The following is a 16,131-nucleotide window of genomic DNA, read 5'->3' on the forward strand; positions in this document are numbered from 1 at the left end:
TACAATGAATTTACTAGATACTATAGATCGCACCAACCTCCCAAAACACCTTGCCATTATCATGGACGGAAACGGGCGCTGGGCAAAACAACAAGGATTTTTACGCGCTTTTGGTCATGAAAACGGAACAAAATCAGTAAAAAAAACAATTACCAACTGTGCCAAACTCGGCATTGAATATTTAACGCTATACGCTTTTTCAACAGAAAATTGGAATCGCCCAAAACTAGAAGTTGAAGCGTTAATGAAAATATTAATCAATTCATTGAAGAAAGAACTTGTTACCCTACAAGAAAACAACATAAAACTTAATGCAATTGGAAATCTTGAAAAATTACCTAAATCAGCCCAAAAGGAACTTTTAGACGTTATTGAGAAGACAAAAAACAATACTCGTCTTACTCTTACACTGGCTTTAAGTTACGGATCACGAGAAGAATTGGTAAATGCCGTGAGAATCATCAGCGATAAAGTTAAAAATAATATAATTTCATTAGACACTATTGACGATTCAATTATAAATGAGCATCTTTACACGCAAAATTTACCAGACGTAGATTTATTAATACGAACAAGTGGAGAACATAGAATAAGTAACTTTTTGCTGTGGCAGATAGCCTATGCAGAATTGTATTTTACGAATGTCTTGTGGCCAGACTTTAAAGATCAAGATTTATATGAGGCTATCATTAGTTATCAAAAAAGAGAACGTAGATTTGGAAAAACCAGTGAACAAATTAAATAATTTTTTAGTGTTACAAAAAAGAGTACAAATAGTCCTTACCCTACTACTTTTGGGTAGTTTTTCACAAATAAAAGCACAAGATCGAGTTCCTTTTGATCAAGGAAAAAAATATATTCTTGCTAAAGTTTCTGTTGTTGGTAAAATAAGCTTCAATGAACAAACTGTTGTTACCTTTTCTGGCCTTCAAAAAGGACAGGAAATAACAGTTCCTGGTGAAGAAATCAGTAGCGCTATCAAAAAATTAGGCAAACTTGGCCTTTTTGATGAAATTGCATTTTATGTAAATAAGGTAGAAAATGACAGTATTTATCTGGATTTAGATATCGTAGAACTTCCTAAATTAAACGAAGTTAAAATCGTTGGTGTAAAGAAAAGCAAAGTCGAAGGACTTATTAAGGATAATAATTTGACAAAAAACAAAATTGTCAATGAAAACTTAATTACGACGACCAAAAATTACATTGAAAATAAATACAAAAAAGAAGGTTACTATAACACAAAAGTTATCATTACAAACACACCTGACACTCTTGCCGGAAACCAAGTGAATATGCTTGTCCGAATTGACAAGGGTGATAAGGTAAAAATTAGCAGTATTGACTTCATCGGAAACCAACAACTTACTGATACTCAATTAAGAGCCGCAATGAAAGACACAAAACAAAAGAATGTTCTACGTGTCTTAAAAGCTTCAAAATTCATACCTGAAAAATACAAAACCGACTTAGAAAAAGTAGTTGCTGCTTATAAAGAAAAAGGATATCGTGATGCACGTATTATCTATGATTCTGTGACTTATAACAAGCAAAAAAATATGCTTGCTATCAAAATTAATGTAGAAGAAGGAAACAAATATTACTTCGGAAATATTAAATTTTTAGGAAATACTGTTTATTCTGATCAATTACTACACCGTTATTTAGGAATCAAAAAAGGGGAAACTTACAACGGAGTTTTACTTGAAAAACGTATTGCTGATAAAACAAAACCAGATGCAGAAGATATTACAAACTTGTACCAAAACAATGGTTACCTGTTCTCTAATATTAATGCCGTAGAGGTAAAAACAGTAAACGATACAATTGATTTTGAAATTAGAGTTACAGAAGGTCCTATTGCTTATTTCAACAAGATATATGTTACAGGAAACGACAAAACAAATGACCACGTAATTTATCGTGAGCTAAGAACTAAGCCTGGAAACAAATACAGTAAAGAAGAATTAGTTAGAACTATTCGTGAAATTGGTCAGTTAGGTTTCTTTGACCCGGAATCTATCAAACCAGAATTTAGAAATGTTGACGCTGGAGCCGGAACAGTAGATATCGAATATCAACTTGTTGAAAAAGGATCTAGTCAGGTTGAGCTTCAGGGTGGTTACGGCGGAGGTGGTTTCATCGGAACCTTAGGTCTTTCGTTCAACAACTTCTCGGCAAGAAATATTTTTAACAAAGAATCATACAAGCCACTTCCGATGGGAGATGGTCAAAAAGTAGCACTTCGTTTACAAGGAAGTACCTACTTCCAAACGTATAGTTTATCATTCTCTGAACCTTGGTTTGGAGGGAAAAAACCAGTACAATTTAGTTCTGCGATTTCTTACAGTAAACAGTTCAATAACAATTATGCAACAAGAACTGTTGATAAGAGCAAAAGTTTTAATATTTTTACAGTACAAGTTGGTTTAGCAAAACGTTTACAAGTACCTGATGATTTCTTTGTATTATCACAATCTGTAAGTTACCAGCACTATGACTTAAACAACTATTACACTGGATTGTTTACTTTTGGTAATGGAGCATCGCGAAATCTTGCTTATACTATTGGTCTTACAAGAAATAATAAAGGAACAAATCCTATTTTCCCAATTTATGGTTCGGAATTTAGTATTTCAGCAAAAGTAACACCTCCATATTCTTTATTTAACGGAATTAAATATGGAGATCTAGAAAACCAAAAAGAATACAAAACACAATATACTGGAACACCAACATCTGGTGTAGATGGCCAGCCATTAAACACAGGTGATTATGTAAAAACAGAAACTGTTAACGGACAATCTGGGTATGTAAGTGTTGGGTCTGACTATGCAAGCGCTGATACAGATGTTGCTAAAGTCGATCAAAAGAAATACAATTGGTTAGAATATTATAAAATTAAATTTAAAGCAGACTGGTATACTAAAGTTTATGGTAAATTAGTTTTAAGAACCCTTACAGAATTTGGTTTCTTAGGAGCTTACGATCAGGCAAGAGGTGTTGTACCGTTTGAGCGTTTTTATTTAGGTGGAGACGGAATGGCGCAATACTCAATGGACGGTAGAGAAACGATAGGTCTAAGAGGTTATCCAAATGGATCATTGACTCCAACAAATGCAGCAGGTCAGCAAATTGGAGCAACAATTTATAACAAATTCTCAATGGAGTTACGTTATCCTATTACATTAAAATCGTCAGCATCAATTTATGCATTGACTTTCTTAGAAGCAGGTTCGTCATATCCAACATTTAAGGATTATAATCCGTTTGATTTGAGTCGTTCTGCGGGTGTAGGTTTACGTGTTTTCATGCCGGCATTCGGATTATTAGGAATTGATTTCGGTTACGGTTTCGATGCTCTGCCTAATTCTGTTACCAATAAAGCAAATGGATGGGAAACTCATTTCATTATTGGACAACAATTTTAGACAATTAGCGTTTGGTTAAAAATCATCAATAAAGTTATGTTATGAGAAAACAGTTTTTATTTTTATTTTTAGCCTTGATTGTAGCAAATACAAGTCAGGCACAGACACGAACGACAAGAATTGGCTACATCGATATGGAGTATATTCTTGAAAACGTTTCTGACTATAAAGAGGCAACAGCTCAATTGGAGCTAAAGGCTCAAAAGTGGAAACAAGAGATTGAATCCAAAAAAATAGAAATAAATAAACTGAAAGAAAGCTTAAAAGCCGAAAAAGCGCTTTTGACGAAAGAACTTATTGATGAAAGAGAAACAGAAATAAAATTCATGGAAACGGAGATGATGGATTATCAGCAGAAGCAATTTGGTTCTGATGGAAATCTAATTCATCAAAAGATGGCATTAGCCAAACCAATCCAGGATCAAGTTTTTACTGCAGTGCAGGATATTGCAGAAGCTAAAAATTATGATTTTATTTTTGATAAATCTTCTGATTTGACAATGCTTTTCAGTAATAAAAAATTTGATATTAGCGATCAAGTTATACGAGTTTTAAATAGAACTGATAAAAGAGAGCAATTGACTAAAAAACAATTGAAAGATCAGGAAATCAAAGAAACTCGTGAAAATGAAATTGACGAAAATCCAGCAATGGCCGATCGCCAAAAAGCACTTGACGAAAAGAGAGCTGCCAGAGAAAAACTAATTGAAGACAGAAGATTAGAGCAGGAAGCGAAGAAAAAAGAATACGACGACAGAAGAAAAGCGATTCAGGCGGAAAGAGAAGCTAAAAAAAATGGCACGGTTTCTGAACCTGCAAAAACAACTGAAGCAGCAAAAACAACTGAAACCAGTAAAACTGATGCAACAGCGAAACCTGCAACAGGAACTGAAACTTCACCAGCAGCAACTGAGCCAGCTGTAGACAAAGCTGCTGAAAGACAAAAGTTGTATGAACAACGTAAAAAAGAATTAGAAGAAAGAAGAAAGAAAATATTAGAAGAGAGAGAAGCGGCTAAAAAAGCAAAAGAAGCCGAAACACAAAAACCTAATACGACCAATAATTAATTAATATTTTAAAAATGATGAAACAAATCAAAACTTTACTAATTGCTGCCGTTTTAATTTTAGGCGCAAGTAACACAATGAATGCACAGGCTAAGGTTGCCCATGTTGATGTTAGCGAGATTATGTCGAAAATGCCTGCTATGCTAGATGCTCAAAATCAACTACAAAAATTAAGTGGTACATACGACGCAGAATACAAAAAAATGGTTGAGGAATATCAAACTAAAATCAAAAAGTACGAAACTGAATCTACTACAGCAACTGAAGCTGTTAACACAGAGCGTGCTAAAGAAGTTCAAGATATGCAAAAAAGAATTGTTGATTACAGAGACAATGCACAAAAAGAACTACAACAAAAAGATAATGATATCATGAAACCAATTATGGAAAAAGTGAAAGCTTCTATCCAAAAAGTTGGAAAAGCTAAAGGTTACCAATATGTTTTAGATGGTTCTACTCTTATCTTAGCTGATGGTCCAAACATTACTGCTGATGTTAAAAAAGATTTAGGATTCTAATAAACGAATTTCTTCTTATCAAAAACTGCTCAACACTAAAAGTTTGAGCAGTTTTTTTTTACAATAAATTAAAGTAAAAAAAGAAAATAATTCGTGGATTTCAACTAAATTCAAATACCAATTTATTTCAAAAAATATTAAATTTGTATTATGACAAACAATAATCCTATAGGCGTTTTTGATTCTGGAATTGGAGGAACTTCAATCTGGAATGAAATTCACAATCTCCTTCCAAACGAGAAAACCATTTATTTAGCAGACAGCAAAAATGCACCTTACGGTCAAAAAACCAAGGAGGAAATTGTAGCGCTCAGTAAAAAGAATACAGATTTGTTAATTGAAATGGGCTGTAAATTAATTGTTGTTGCCTGTAATACTGCAACCACAAATGCAATTCGAGAACTTCGTGCAGATTATGATATTCCGTTTATAGGAATCGAGCCCGCTATTAAACCAGCAGCAAATAATTCTAAAACTCAGGTTATCGGAATTTTAGCTACCAAAGGAACTTTAAACAGCGAACTGTTTAACAAAACAGCCGAAATGTTTCAGCATACCACTATAATCGAACAAGTTGGTTATGGTTTAGTTCAGCTTATAGAAGATGGAAATTTAAACTCCCCTGAAATGACTCAGCTGTTAGAATCTTATTTACAACCAATGATCGATGCCAATATTGATTATCTTGTTTTAGGCTGCAGTCATTATCCATACTTGATTCCTCAGATAAAAAAAATTCTGCCGGACCACATCCAAATCATAGATTCTGGAGAAGCGGTGGCCCGTCAGACTCAAAATATTTTACGTGAAAAAGTTGGTTTTTCTGAGCTTAAACAAAGGGAACCTGAATTTTATGTCAATTCAAATCCGGCAGTGTTAGAATCAATTTTAGATCATAAATATCCTGTAATTCACAAGGATTTTTAACGTTATTCAATTTTTCGCTTGACGAACCAAATTCCGTCTAACGATAAATTTAACGACAATTTATGGTAATTTTCTTTTATTAGATCATCCGCTATTCTTCCTTTTTGTCCATATGAATAGGAGATATTCAAGGTGGTTAATGTATTTTCTATCGGAAGAGAAAGTCCAATTGAAAATGCGGCATTATTTACGCGCTTTCCATCCACTTCAAGATAACCATTATCAAAATTGGCTCCCATTGCGTATTGCACCCTATCCCAGTATTTCCGAAAATCTTTTTTGGCACGATATGTAAATCCAAGGGCAAACCGATCCTGATTTACAAAATTCCCGTATAGCTCAGATTGATTGGTTCCGTTCCAAAAGCTTTTTTCATAATCTAAAGTCATATTCAAGTTATTCTTAAAGCGTTTGCTGAACCCCACTCCTATTTCCAGAGGCATATAATAATCATCAACATCGGAAGCTACATTAGACTGGACAGTTGTAATAACCTCATCTGCAATAACTTCAACACTCTGTACTTTTGACGCTTTGACTTGAGCTGGCAATTTAATTACCGGAGCAATTGTGAAGGTCGAATCAATTTTGTACTGCGCTCCAAGTGTTGCTCGAAGGCCGTTATAACTCGTCTTTTTGGTGACTGTTGTGAGTGTATTTTGAATCAGGAAATTTCGTTCATCGGCCGTACTTCCAAATAATACTGAGCCAGACAAGCCAACAGAAAGTTTCTTCCCAAATCTGTATCCATATGAAAAATCAAAATTATTTAATCCGCCAGATCCAACTGCTGTTAAATAGTAATATTCCTGACTATTTTCTATAGGCAATTTTAGATTTGAAATTTTAAAAGCACCACTTGAATATGGACGTAATGCTAAACTAAATCCTGAATTTTTAGTTACAGGAAAAGCAAAAGCCAGGTGTGAAAACTGAAAATTATTTCTTTTTTCTGAGCGAGAACTGCTTTGATAAGTTGTTGCAATAGCTCTTCCTCCAATATCAAACATAAAATGATTTAATGAAGTAAAACCTAACGATGCAGGATTTAAGTTATTGATAAAAGTATCTGAAGGCAAAGCCATTCCTGATGACCCAATTGAAGGAAGAATTCCAAAATCAGATTCATAAACGCTTCCAACTCCATAAAGAGAATATGGCGAACTTGAAATACTTTGAGAAAATGAAGTCAGCGACAATAAAATAGCGCCACATAAATAAATTATTTTACTTTTCATTTAATATGATATATAATAAATTTTCAATTGAATTTTGTTATTCAAATGCTTTTGATCACCTAAGACTATTCGATTTACGGTTTTATAAATTCCGGGAAGGGCTAAAATCAAAGACGATCTTGCATCAGATTTTTTCAGCATTTCCCGCTGCAAAAAATTACCAACCGGAATTGAATATCCTACATCTTCATTGAACTCATCACTCTTTTTATTCAAAATACCATAAACAGTTGTTCCGGCAGAATTTACTAATGAAGCACTTATTCGGTTTAGATTATCTGCTACAAATACAGACAAGGAATCTGCCAAAGGATATTTTGAAGAATATGTATTATTGACCGGCTTTAAAATAAGTTCTGCATTGACAATCGCACCATTATCTGAAATGTTCTTCAGCTGTTTTATGTTTGGAAAATCAATTCTGCAGGCCACACCTGTCCCCGACTGAATGAAGCCTTGCCGATCAGTGAGCGAACTGGATAATTTACTGCTTGAAATTGGCAAATTCTGGAGCAAAGTTCCCGTTTTATCTGACGAAATAGCATTGAACTGTCTTTCCGGATCTGTAATTGTAAAATCTACGACATAAGATATTTCCTCGGTATCGGCCTGATATTTTGAATAATACAAACGTACTTTGCTAGTTCCCACATGAAAACCAATCATACTAGATGAGTTTGAAGTTGAAGGAACAATAACAAGGCCTCTGAGATATTCTGAAAAACTATCAAAATCTGTAATTTCTCTTTTTTTAAGTTTTTGAAAAAGCGCCGAACCAAATGCATCACTCATTTTTATTGTAATAGAATCTTTTTCGATTGGTCTTGGCTTATATGAAATGCTTCCGATACTTTCACTGTTATAGGTCAGTGAGGAATTATTATAAAAATTCTCATCTTCAGAATTTGGTTTTACTGTTTGCATCACTGTATGAATATCCAACGTCTGGACTTTTGTAGTATCTCCATAATAGTAATTGTCATATTTTAAAATCATGGCAATCGAATCGAAAACATAATTGACATTTTCTGTATCTGAGCCACCTCCTGAATTCAAAGAATAGGAATCTCCAGCCAATTGGAAATAACTATTTGATTTTACTTTTCCAAAAACAGGATCATCATAATTTCCAACTAAAATTCTGCTTTTGTTTGAAGTAATCAATGAATCAAAATTTATTGTTGCCATATCCACTGTAACAGTATCAATTAAAATCACTTTGTTGTTGACCGCTAAATAATCTGATCCAACAACAAATTCACCTGCATCAGTATCAGTTCCACAGGAAAGTATCGTGATAGCAAAAAAGAACATCAATATAAACTTGTGCATAATAAAATTTTTCGGCAAATATAGAAGGCTGTAATCTGCACCACACTATAACATATACAGCCACTGTTTTTTGGACTACAAACAGTAAAAAAACATCTATGATACAGCAACACAAACCAATCTCCGATTCAACCTCTAAAAAAGCGATTTAGTCTATCAAAAAACGCCATACATATATATTCTTTTTTTTTAAAGCATCAGCCATCTACTTTTGAGCCAATAATTAAGTAATGAGAATAAGGCTTTTAATATGTTCGGTTTTTACAATTTCATTTTTTAGTATGAAGGCTCAAGAAACTTTTTTGGCAGATGTGAATTTAAAAACAGAACCTACTGATAAAATTGATTTCAATGAAAGCAATATTTCGGTAGTATTCAATAAAAAAATACGCGCTAAAAATCAGGTTACAAACACATCTGAATATTCTAAGCTGAATGTAAATTATGAGTTTTCGGAATTTGAAAATCTAGATCGGTTTAATCAATTTCAAAACAAAACGGACTATATACTTAAGGCTTCAGATAAAACAAAATTGAAATTTTCGGTTAAACCAATGTTCAGTTTTCAGGAAAATTTAGATTGGTCAGATTTTACTCTGCTAGGTAGTTTTGAAGTTAGCCAACAATTGAATTCCAGAACAAATATTACTATTGGTGGCGCACGATCAGCCATTTTTGGAGCTGCAAAATTTATTCCTATAGCGACAATAAACTATACGATAAGCGACAAAAGCATGGTTTCAGTTGGTTTTCCGGATTCAAAAATTTCATATTCAAATAATGTCCGAAATACATTCAGTTTAACAAACAGTTTCAATGGAAGTTTTTATCATTTAGATCAAAAACCAGTTTTAGATTATGCTGCTTCAAAAATGAGTTTATCACAAATGACATCCGCTTTTGAATATGAAAGAAATGTAGATTCAAATTGGTTTTTGAATTTTAAAGCAGGCTATGATTTTAACAAAAAATACAATCTTATTGATTCTGAAAACCATACCGTATATAATTTTAATACAGGAAATGGGTACATTTTTGGCATTGGCATCAAATACAAACAATAAATAAATTTAATACATTATGAATAATTTGAAAAAAGGAATATTATTCGCGACTCTATTTTCGGCTCTCGTTTTTGTAGGCTGCAGTAATGATGATAACGATGATGATTTGATTGGAAACTGGATTAAAAAGTCGGCATTTGATGGCCCTGCTAGATCTAGCGCCACAAGTTTTGTTATTGGCGATTATGCATATGTAGCAACTGGTTATACTGGCGATGTGTATTTAAAAGATTTATGGGCTTATAATTCTAATGGAGATTACTGGGAGCAAAAAGCTGATTTTACAGGTGTAGGAAGAAGTTCTGCTTCGAGTTTCACTCTGAATGAAAAAGGATATGTTGGTCTTGGTTATGATGGAACTAATAAATTAAAAGATTTTTTTCAATATGATCCAACAAGCAACAGTTGGACTCAAAAAGCAGATTTTGCCGGAACAGGTCGTTATGGTGCACTTGGATTTCAAGTAGGCGGAAAAGCTTATTTTGGGACTGGTTATGATGGAAATTATCTGAAAGATTTCTATCAATATAATGACCAGACAAACGCGTGGATATTGGTAAATGGTTTTAGCGGAAATAAAAGACGTAATGCAACTGTTTTCGTAATTGGCGACAAGGCTTATTTAGGAACAGGAATCAATAATGGTGTTTATCAGGAAGATTTTTGGGAATTTGACCCAGCCACAGACGTTTGGACAAGAAAGCGCGATATTGACAAAGATACTGATGATGATTATTCATACAATGATGAATATGCCGTGACACGTTCAAATGCATCAAGTTTTTCTATAAATAGTCTAGGATATGTTGTGGGCGGCGATGGTATAAAAACGGTGTGGGAATATAATCCTTCAACTGACCTTTGGACGGAAAGAACTTCTATGGAAGGCGCAACCAGAACCGATGCTGTTGGTTTTGCTATTAATAACCGTGGGTTTTATATGCTAGGCCGAACGGGTTCAACTTATTTTGATGATGCCTGGGAATTTAAACCTCTTGACGAACAAAGCGACGATGACAATTAATACCAAAAAACAATTCTTCTGGAGTAAAATCCAGAAGAATTTATTGTTTATTTTATTTGTTTTACAATTCACAGCATGTGCAAAAAAAGAAGCATTTAAAATTGCTTCTTTCCAAACCAAAATAGGCTGGGGATATACTATTTCAAACAAAGACAAAATTTTAATAAAACAATCTATTATTCCGGTAATTAGTGATATAAAAAGCTTTTCAACAGAAAAAGAAGCTTTAAAAACAGCAGAATTAGTGGTTAGCAAACTAGACCAAAATATGTCACCCACTCTAACGAAAAATGATTTAATTTTATTAAAAATAAAATTCTAAATGAAGATTGACGCCATTAAAAATACAAATTCAAACAAAATTCTATTTCATTGTATCATATGGATTTTCTTTATATTGACTTCTTTAATTCAATTTTACGAAAGCCCTTTCCGAATCAATAATGATTTTTATGCACAATGGGTTACGGGAATTATATTGTTTTATCTGAACTATTTTTACTTGGTTCCGGTTTTGCTTTTAGAAAAAAAATATTGGCTCTACTTTGTTTTTGCTCTTTCGCTAATCATCTTGTTTATGATTATCCGAACAAATTATTTTATTCCGGAATTCAGACATCTGAGACCTGAGAACATGCGTCCGCCAAGAATGATGCCCGATCCACAATTTTTTCCAAAAGGCGCACATTTTAGAACTCAAATAAGGCAGCCTTTCTTTTTTAAAGTTGCCCCTTCTTTTTTTTATATTTTAATACTTACGATAAGCGCAATTATTAGAACGCTGACTGAATTTTACAATAATCAGCAAAACAAATTAATTGCCGAAACACATAGAACAAGTACTGAATTGATTTATTTGCGAAAACAAACTAATCCGCATTTTTTATTCAATTCCTTAAACAGTATTTATTCATTAGCACACAAGAAATCTGATTTGGTCCCTGATGCCATCGTGACATTGTCTGAACTCATGCGATATATGTTGTATGAAACTGACAATAAAACGGTGGCTTTAGAAAAAGAAATCAACTATATTCAGAATTATATTGAATTGCAAAAATTGAGGCTTAATAACATTGAGGATATTGTTATAAATGTTCATGGTGATACAAAAAACAAGTTCATTGAGCCTTTGCTCTTAATTTCGTTTGTTGAAAATGCCTTTAAATATGGAACCGATTATAAAGGTGCAGCTCATGTCAAAATCAAAATTTTTATTCATGAAAACAGCCTTGATTTTTGGATAGAAAACACAATCGAAAACTATGTAAAAGATCCTGAAAACTCAGGAATTGGATTGGTAAACATTCAAAACCGACTTGATCTTCTTTATCCAAATGCACATCAGCTTGCTATTACGCAGGACAATCAATATTACAGAGTTCATCTTCATTTAAATTTAGATGAAATTCAAACAGCTATTAGTTAAAATGAGATTGTGATTGTGCTTAAACGTTAAGAGATAATTATAAAATAAACGCTTATTTTATGAAAATTTTAAAACTTAATTGATTGATTTCAAAGTACTTTTGAGCACCAAAACAAAATTTTTAAAAATCTAATTTACAACAGATGAAATGTGTAATTATTGACGATGAACCTTTAGCAGTTGAATTATTAGAAGATTTTGTCAAAAAAGTAGACTATCTTGAATTGATAAATACTTTCAATAATGCTATTGATGCTGTATCTTTTATCAATCAAAACAATGTTGATTTAATTTTTCTCGACATTCAAATGCCTCACTTCTCTGGAATTGATTTTTTAAATACAATTGAAAAGAAACCTTTGGTAATTTTTACAACTGCCTATTCTGATTATGCGGTCGAAGGTTTTAATCTTGGTGCCGTTGATTATTTAGTAAAACCTATTCCGTTTCATCGCTTTTTAAAATCGGTAGTGAGAGCGCAGCAAATTATAAATCCTGCAACAGCAATTCAGGCCATTTCTGAAAATACAACTGTACCCGAATTAGAACAAGATTTTATGTTTGTAAGAGCAGAATACGAAAATGTGAAAATGAATTTTGCAGACATTCTGTTTATCGAAGGACTCAAAGATTACGTGAAAATTTACACTACAGATAATAAATTCACGCTGACTTTAATCAGCTTAATAAAACTCGAAAATTTGCTTTCAAGCAAAGGATTTTCGCGAATTCACAGATCGTATATCATTAATATAAAACATGTCAAATCGATACAAAAAAATAAAGTTTTGATTAGCGATAAACGAATTCCAATCAGTGAAAGCTATAAGACTGCTTTTTTCGAAAAAATCAATTTGTAAAACAATTAAATTTCAAAATAATCCCGATAGCTATCGGGACCCAAATTCCAATTTTGACATTACAATTGGAATTTGGGATTTTTTTATTTTATCATTTTAAAAATTTTATTCTTCGTTTTTAAACCAACCCGAATACATTACATAATTATTTGAAATGCGTTCGATTTCCCCAGCAAAATCAGATTGATTGATGTCTTTCACCTTTTTTGCCGGTACGCCAGCGTAAATACTTCCTGATTCGACAACAGTATTTTGAGTTATAACTGCTCCTGCAGCAATAATTGAATTGCTTTCGATTACACAGTTATCCATAACGATTGCCCCCATTCCGATTAAAACATTATCTTTTACAGTACAACCGTGAACAATTGCATTATGTCCAATTGAAACATTGTTTCCAATAATTGTTGGATGCTTTTGATAAGTACAATGAATAATCGCTCCGTCCTGAATATTTACTTTATTACCAATTTTAATAAAGTGTACGTCACCACGAATAACTGCATTGAACCAAACGCTGCACGAATGTCCAAAAGAAACATCACCAACAATTGTAGCATTTTCAGCAACATAACAATCCTCTGGGATCAAAGGAGATTTTCCGTTTACAGATTTGATCAACATAGTAAATTAATTAATAGCAGGACAATTACAATCGTAACGTTCTTTTTTACAAAATAAATTGATTCCTAAAGTAATTTGGTGATAAGCACCAGTATCAAATTTCACATCACCCATAACTTGTGAGTACGTATAAGCAAACATAAAATTGTTAAAATTAATTCCAATTATCGGCGTAAAATATTGCAACTTTTGAGCCTTCACACCACTTCCAGTACTGTATTGTGCACCATCAAAACTTCTTCTGTATGAAAGTGCAGCCCATAAACTTCCAAAATCCATGTTTTTATAGCCTTTAAAGTTCAAGTCAATTGTTTTTTCTTTTGTCTTGTCAAAAACCTGAAGCAATACAGAAGGTTCCCAGGTGTAATTATCATTCTTGCCAAAAACATATCCGGTACTAAACAAAAACTTTCTCAAATTATCACTTTCATAATCTGTATACAATTCTCTTCTTGTTTCTAACAATCCCTGAACGGTAGCGTGTGCATAAAAGTTCAAATAATTATAAGACGCTCCAACATCAACATTGAAATAAGAATCTTTTTGAATTGAACCAAAAACAATCGGGTCAAAAGTTCCACCAAATTTAGTTTCATCTAACTGACTCTGAATAACGCCTCCGCTAATACCAAATGAAAGCTGATTCAAATCAAGCTCATCTCTCGAAAACATAATATGGTGAGCATACGTAAGTTTCAATCCTTTTTGAGAATGGTATCCGTTTTTATCATTAAAAACAATAATTCCGGCTCCAGAACGTTCTCCTATTCTGCCATTAAAACTTAAAGTTCCTAGCGATGGTGCGTCGTCTTCTCCAAACCATTGTTTTCTTGCTGTTAATCTAACTTTGGCACAATTTGCTGCACCAGCCATTGATGGATGAATCAAATAAAGGTTATCGGATAAATAATCAGAATAAACAGGAATTCCTTCTTGTGAATACGAGTAAAATGAGGTAACCAAAAAAATAAATAAAACCTTGATTCTAAATTCCATAAAGGCAAATTTGTTTAAGTAAATTTCCGACTCTTCTATTTTAATACGATTTATTTGTAAAGAGTCTTAATTATTTTATTAAAAAACCAAATATAGGTATTAGTAGAAAATAACTTTACTAAATTTGCAAAAAATATATGACCATGACAAAAATCACTATAAAAGAAACACAAAACCCTACTATTCTTAAGTTTGAGTTTGATGATTTTATTACTCAAAATCAAAATTTCGAGTTCAAAAACATTGATGAAGCGAAATCTTCACCTCTTGCACAGCAATTATTTTATCTTCCGTTTGTAAAAACAGTATATATTTCAGGGAATTTCATTGCAATTGAGCGATTCAGCATTGTGGATTGGGACGATGTAAAAGATGCTGTAGCAGAACAAATTGAAGCCTTTGTTGATAAAGGTGGTGTAATTATTACTATTGACGAAAACACTCCTAAAAAACAACCTATTACGGTTTATGGAGAAACAACTCCAAATCCGTCCGCTTTAAAATTTGTAGTTAGCAGAATGTTGACCAGAAATGCCGTTGAATATAAAAACATTGATCAAACTGCTTCTTCTCCACTAGCACAGGAATTATTTAAATTTCCTTATGTAAAAGAGGTTTTTATTGATGAAAATTACATTTCGGTAACAAAATATGAAATCAATAACTGGGATGAAATTACATTAGAATTAAGAACTTTTATCAAACAATTTATCGAAAACGGAGGAACTGTTTTAGATGAAAGTTTGATTGAAACTAAAGCTAAAAATGAAGCTTCAAAAGATGAAGCATTTGACAAATTAGATGTGACTTCACAACAAATCATCAATATTTTGGAAGAATATGTGAAACCAGCAGTTGCGGCTGATGGCGGAAACATTGCTTTTGATTCCTACAATGAAGACAACAAAACTGTAAAAGTAATTTTGCAGGGTGCTTGTAGTGGTTGTCCATCATCGACTTTTACTTTAAAAAGCGGTATCGAAAACATGTTGAAAAGCATGCTGAATGATGAAGCAATTACAGTTGAAGCTTTGAATGCTTAATTCAAATTACATACATAAAGAAAAACGTCCGCATAATGTGGACGTTTTTTTTACTTAACCTTATAGTAATCTTATTTTCAATAAATTATCAACACAAGAACATTTTTATTCTGCAAAAAAGTTTAATATTGTATTCTTAACCAATCAATATAAAACTATGGGATTATCATCTTTTTTCAAAAATTTATTTGGCTCGACCAAAGAATCTGTAACCGAATTGGCAAATAATGCCGAAAGTACTTTTGAGCAAGCTAAAGAAGCTGCTGCTCCATACATTGAAAAAGCTGAAACTTTTGCAGAAGAAACCATTGCAAAAGCAAAAGAGGCATCAGAACCGATAATCGAATCTGCTTCAGAATATGCACATCAGGCTAAAGAAGTTGTAAGCGAGTATGCTGAGAAAGCATCAGACGCTATTAGCGATGTTATTGAAACCGTAAAAGAGAAAACTGCTGATGTCGTTGATGATACGAGAGCAATCGCTTCTGAAACTGTTGTTGACGCAAGCGAGCCAGCAATTGAGGAGGCTGACAAGGAATAAAACTGCATTCTTTTCTTATAAAAATAAATATTCTTTA

The 16,131-nt window shown here is 32.9% G+C and carries 16 protein-coding genes; 12 read left to right on the top strand and 4 right to left on the bottom strand.

Annotated features, from left to right (window positions below; genetic code table 11):
• The first annotated feature begins 4 nt into the window (after nucleotides 1-4).
• The 5 genes from ACNFIH_RS09155 to murI all read left to right on the top strand — a co-directional run bounded on the left by ACNFIH_RS09155 (nucleotide 5) and on the right by murI (nucleotide 5,943).
• Entirely contained in the window at nucleotides 5-745 is a 741-nt protein-coding gene (locus ACNFIH_RS09155) for an isoprenyl transferase (protein WP_035652056.1), read from the top strand.
• Nucleotides 678-3,431, top strand: coding sequence for a BamA/OMP85 family outer membrane protein (locus tag ACNFIH_RS09160; RefSeq protein ID WP_035651578.1), 2,754 nt, complete (start codon nucleotides 678-680; stop codon nucleotides 3,429-3,431). Before ACNFIH_RS09155 ends, ACNFIH_RS09160 begins: the two co-directional genes overlap by 68 nt.
• A gap of 41 nt (nucleotides 3,432-3,472) precedes the next feature.
• Nucleotides 3,473-4,498 (top strand): OmpH family outer membrane protein, encoded by a 1,026-nt coding sequence (locus ACNFIH_RS09165; protein ID WP_426486381.1) that lies wholly within the window; start codon nucleotides 3,473-3,475, stop codon nucleotides 4,496-4,498.
• A 14-nt stretch (nucleotides 4,499-4,512) separates the two neighbouring features.
• A complete protein-coding gene (locus tag ACNFIH_RS09170) occupies nucleotides 4,513-5,016 on the top strand; it encodes an OmpH family outer membrane protein (RefSeq protein WP_426486382.1) in 504 nt (167 codons plus the stop codon).
• 150 nt (nucleotides 5,017-5,166) lie between these two features.
• Nucleotides 5,167-5,943 (top strand): glutamate racemase, encoded by a 777-nt coding sequence (murI, locus tag ACNFIH_RS09175; protein ID WP_426486383.1) that lies wholly within the window; start codon nucleotides 5,167-5,169, stop codon nucleotides 5,941-5,943.
• Nucleotides 5,944-5,945: 2 nt separating this feature from the next.
• Here murI and ACNFIH_RS09180 read toward each other — a convergent pair whose 3' ends face one another.
• Entirely contained in the window at nucleotides 5,946-7,181 is a 1,236-nt protein-coding gene (locus ACNFIH_RS09180) for an aromatic hydrocarbon degradation protein (protein ID WP_426486384.1), read from the bottom strand.
• A complete protein-coding gene (locus tag ACNFIH_RS09185) occupies nucleotides 7,182-8,513 on the bottom strand; it encodes a DUF4270 family protein (RefSeq protein ID WP_426486385.1) in 1,332 nt (443 codons plus the stop codon). It abuts the gene before it with no gap.
• A gap of 281 nt (nucleotides 8,514-8,794) precedes the next feature.
• On the opposite strand from ACNFIH_RS09185, the gene ACNFIH_RS09190 reads away from it, so the two are divergent.
• The 5 genes from ACNFIH_RS09190 to ACNFIH_RS09210 all read left to right on the top strand — a co-directional run bounded on the left by ACNFIH_RS09190 (nucleotide 8,795) and on the right by ACNFIH_RS09210 (nucleotide 12,890).
• Nucleotides 8,795-9,577 carry a DUF6268 family outer membrane beta-barrel protein gene (locus ACNFIH_RS09190; protein ID WP_426486386.1) on the top strand — a complete coding sequence of 261 codons (783 nt, stop codon included), beginning with the start codon at nucleotides 8,795-8,797 and terminating at the stop codon, nucleotides 9,575-9,577.
• Between the two features lie 16 nt (nucleotides 9,578-9,593).
• Nucleotides 9,594-10,601 (top strand): Kelch repeat-containing protein, encoded by a 1,008-nt coding sequence (locus ACNFIH_RS09195; protein ID WP_426486387.1) that lies wholly within the window; start codon nucleotides 9,594-9,596, stop codon nucleotides 10,599-10,601.
• A gap of 43 nt (nucleotides 10,602-10,644) precedes the next feature.
• Nucleotides 10,645-10,923: a DUF4907 domain-containing protein gene (locus tag ACNFIH_RS09200; RefSeq protein WP_426486388.1), complete on the top strand. Its 279-nt coding sequence runs from the start codon at nucleotides 10,645-10,647 to the stop codon at nucleotides 10,921-10,923.
• On the top strand, nucleotides 10,924-12,030 hold the full coding sequence (locus ACNFIH_RS09205; protein WP_035651559.1) for a sensor histidine kinase: 1,107 nt from the start codon (nucleotides 10,924-10,926) through the stop codon (nucleotides 12,028-12,030). It abuts the gene before it with no gap.
• 143 nt (nucleotides 12,031-12,173) lie between these two features.
• Nucleotides 12,174-12,890: a LytR/AlgR family response regulator transcription factor gene (locus tag ACNFIH_RS09210; RefSeq protein ID WP_426486389.1), complete on the top strand. Its 717-nt coding sequence runs from the start codon at nucleotides 12,174-12,176 to the stop codon at nucleotides 12,888-12,890.
• Nucleotides 12,891-12,995: 105 nt separating this feature from the next.
• Here the strand turns inward: ACNFIH_RS09210 and ACNFIH_RS09215 are convergent, their stop codons facing one another.
• Both ACNFIH_RS09215 and ACNFIH_RS09220 read right to left on the bottom strand, forming a co-directional pair.
• Nucleotides 12,996-13,514 carry a gamma carbonic anhydrase family protein gene (locus ACNFIH_RS09215; RefSeq protein ID WP_035651550.1) on the bottom strand — a complete coding sequence of 173 codons (519 nt, stop codon included), beginning with the start codon at nucleotides 13,512-13,514 and terminating at the stop codon, nucleotides 12,996-12,998.
• A 6-nt stretch (nucleotides 13,515-13,520) separates the two neighbouring features.
• Nucleotides 13,521-14,510 (bottom strand): PorP/SprF family type IX secretion system membrane protein, encoded by a 990-nt coding sequence (locus tag ACNFIH_RS09220; RefSeq protein ID WP_035651549.1) that lies wholly within the window; start codon nucleotides 14,508-14,510, stop codon nucleotides 13,521-13,523.
• Nucleotides 14,511-14,653: 143 nt separating this feature from the next.
• On the opposite strand from ACNFIH_RS09220, the gene ACNFIH_RS09225 reads away from it, so the two are divergent.
• Both ACNFIH_RS09225 and ACNFIH_RS09230 read left to right on the top strand, forming a co-directional pair.
• Complete coding sequence (locus tag ACNFIH_RS09225; RefSeq protein WP_035651548.1) at nucleotides 14,654-15,553, top strand: NifU family protein; 900 nt, start codon at nucleotides 14,654-14,656, stop codon at nucleotides 15,551-15,553.
• A gap of 157 nt (nucleotides 15,554-15,710) precedes the next feature.
• Nucleotides 15,711-16,094: a YtxH domain-containing protein gene (locus ACNFIH_RS09230; protein WP_426486390.1), complete on the top strand. Its 384-nt coding sequence runs from the start codon at nucleotides 15,711-15,713 to the stop codon at nucleotides 16,092-16,094.
• The last annotated feature ends 37 nt before the right edge of the window (nucleotides 16,095-16,131 follow it).

Source organism: Flavobacterium sp. 2 (assembly GCF_049949195.1).
Classification (GTDB): Bacteria; Bacteroidota; Bacteroidia; order Flavobacteriales; family Flavobacteriaceae; genus Flavobacterium.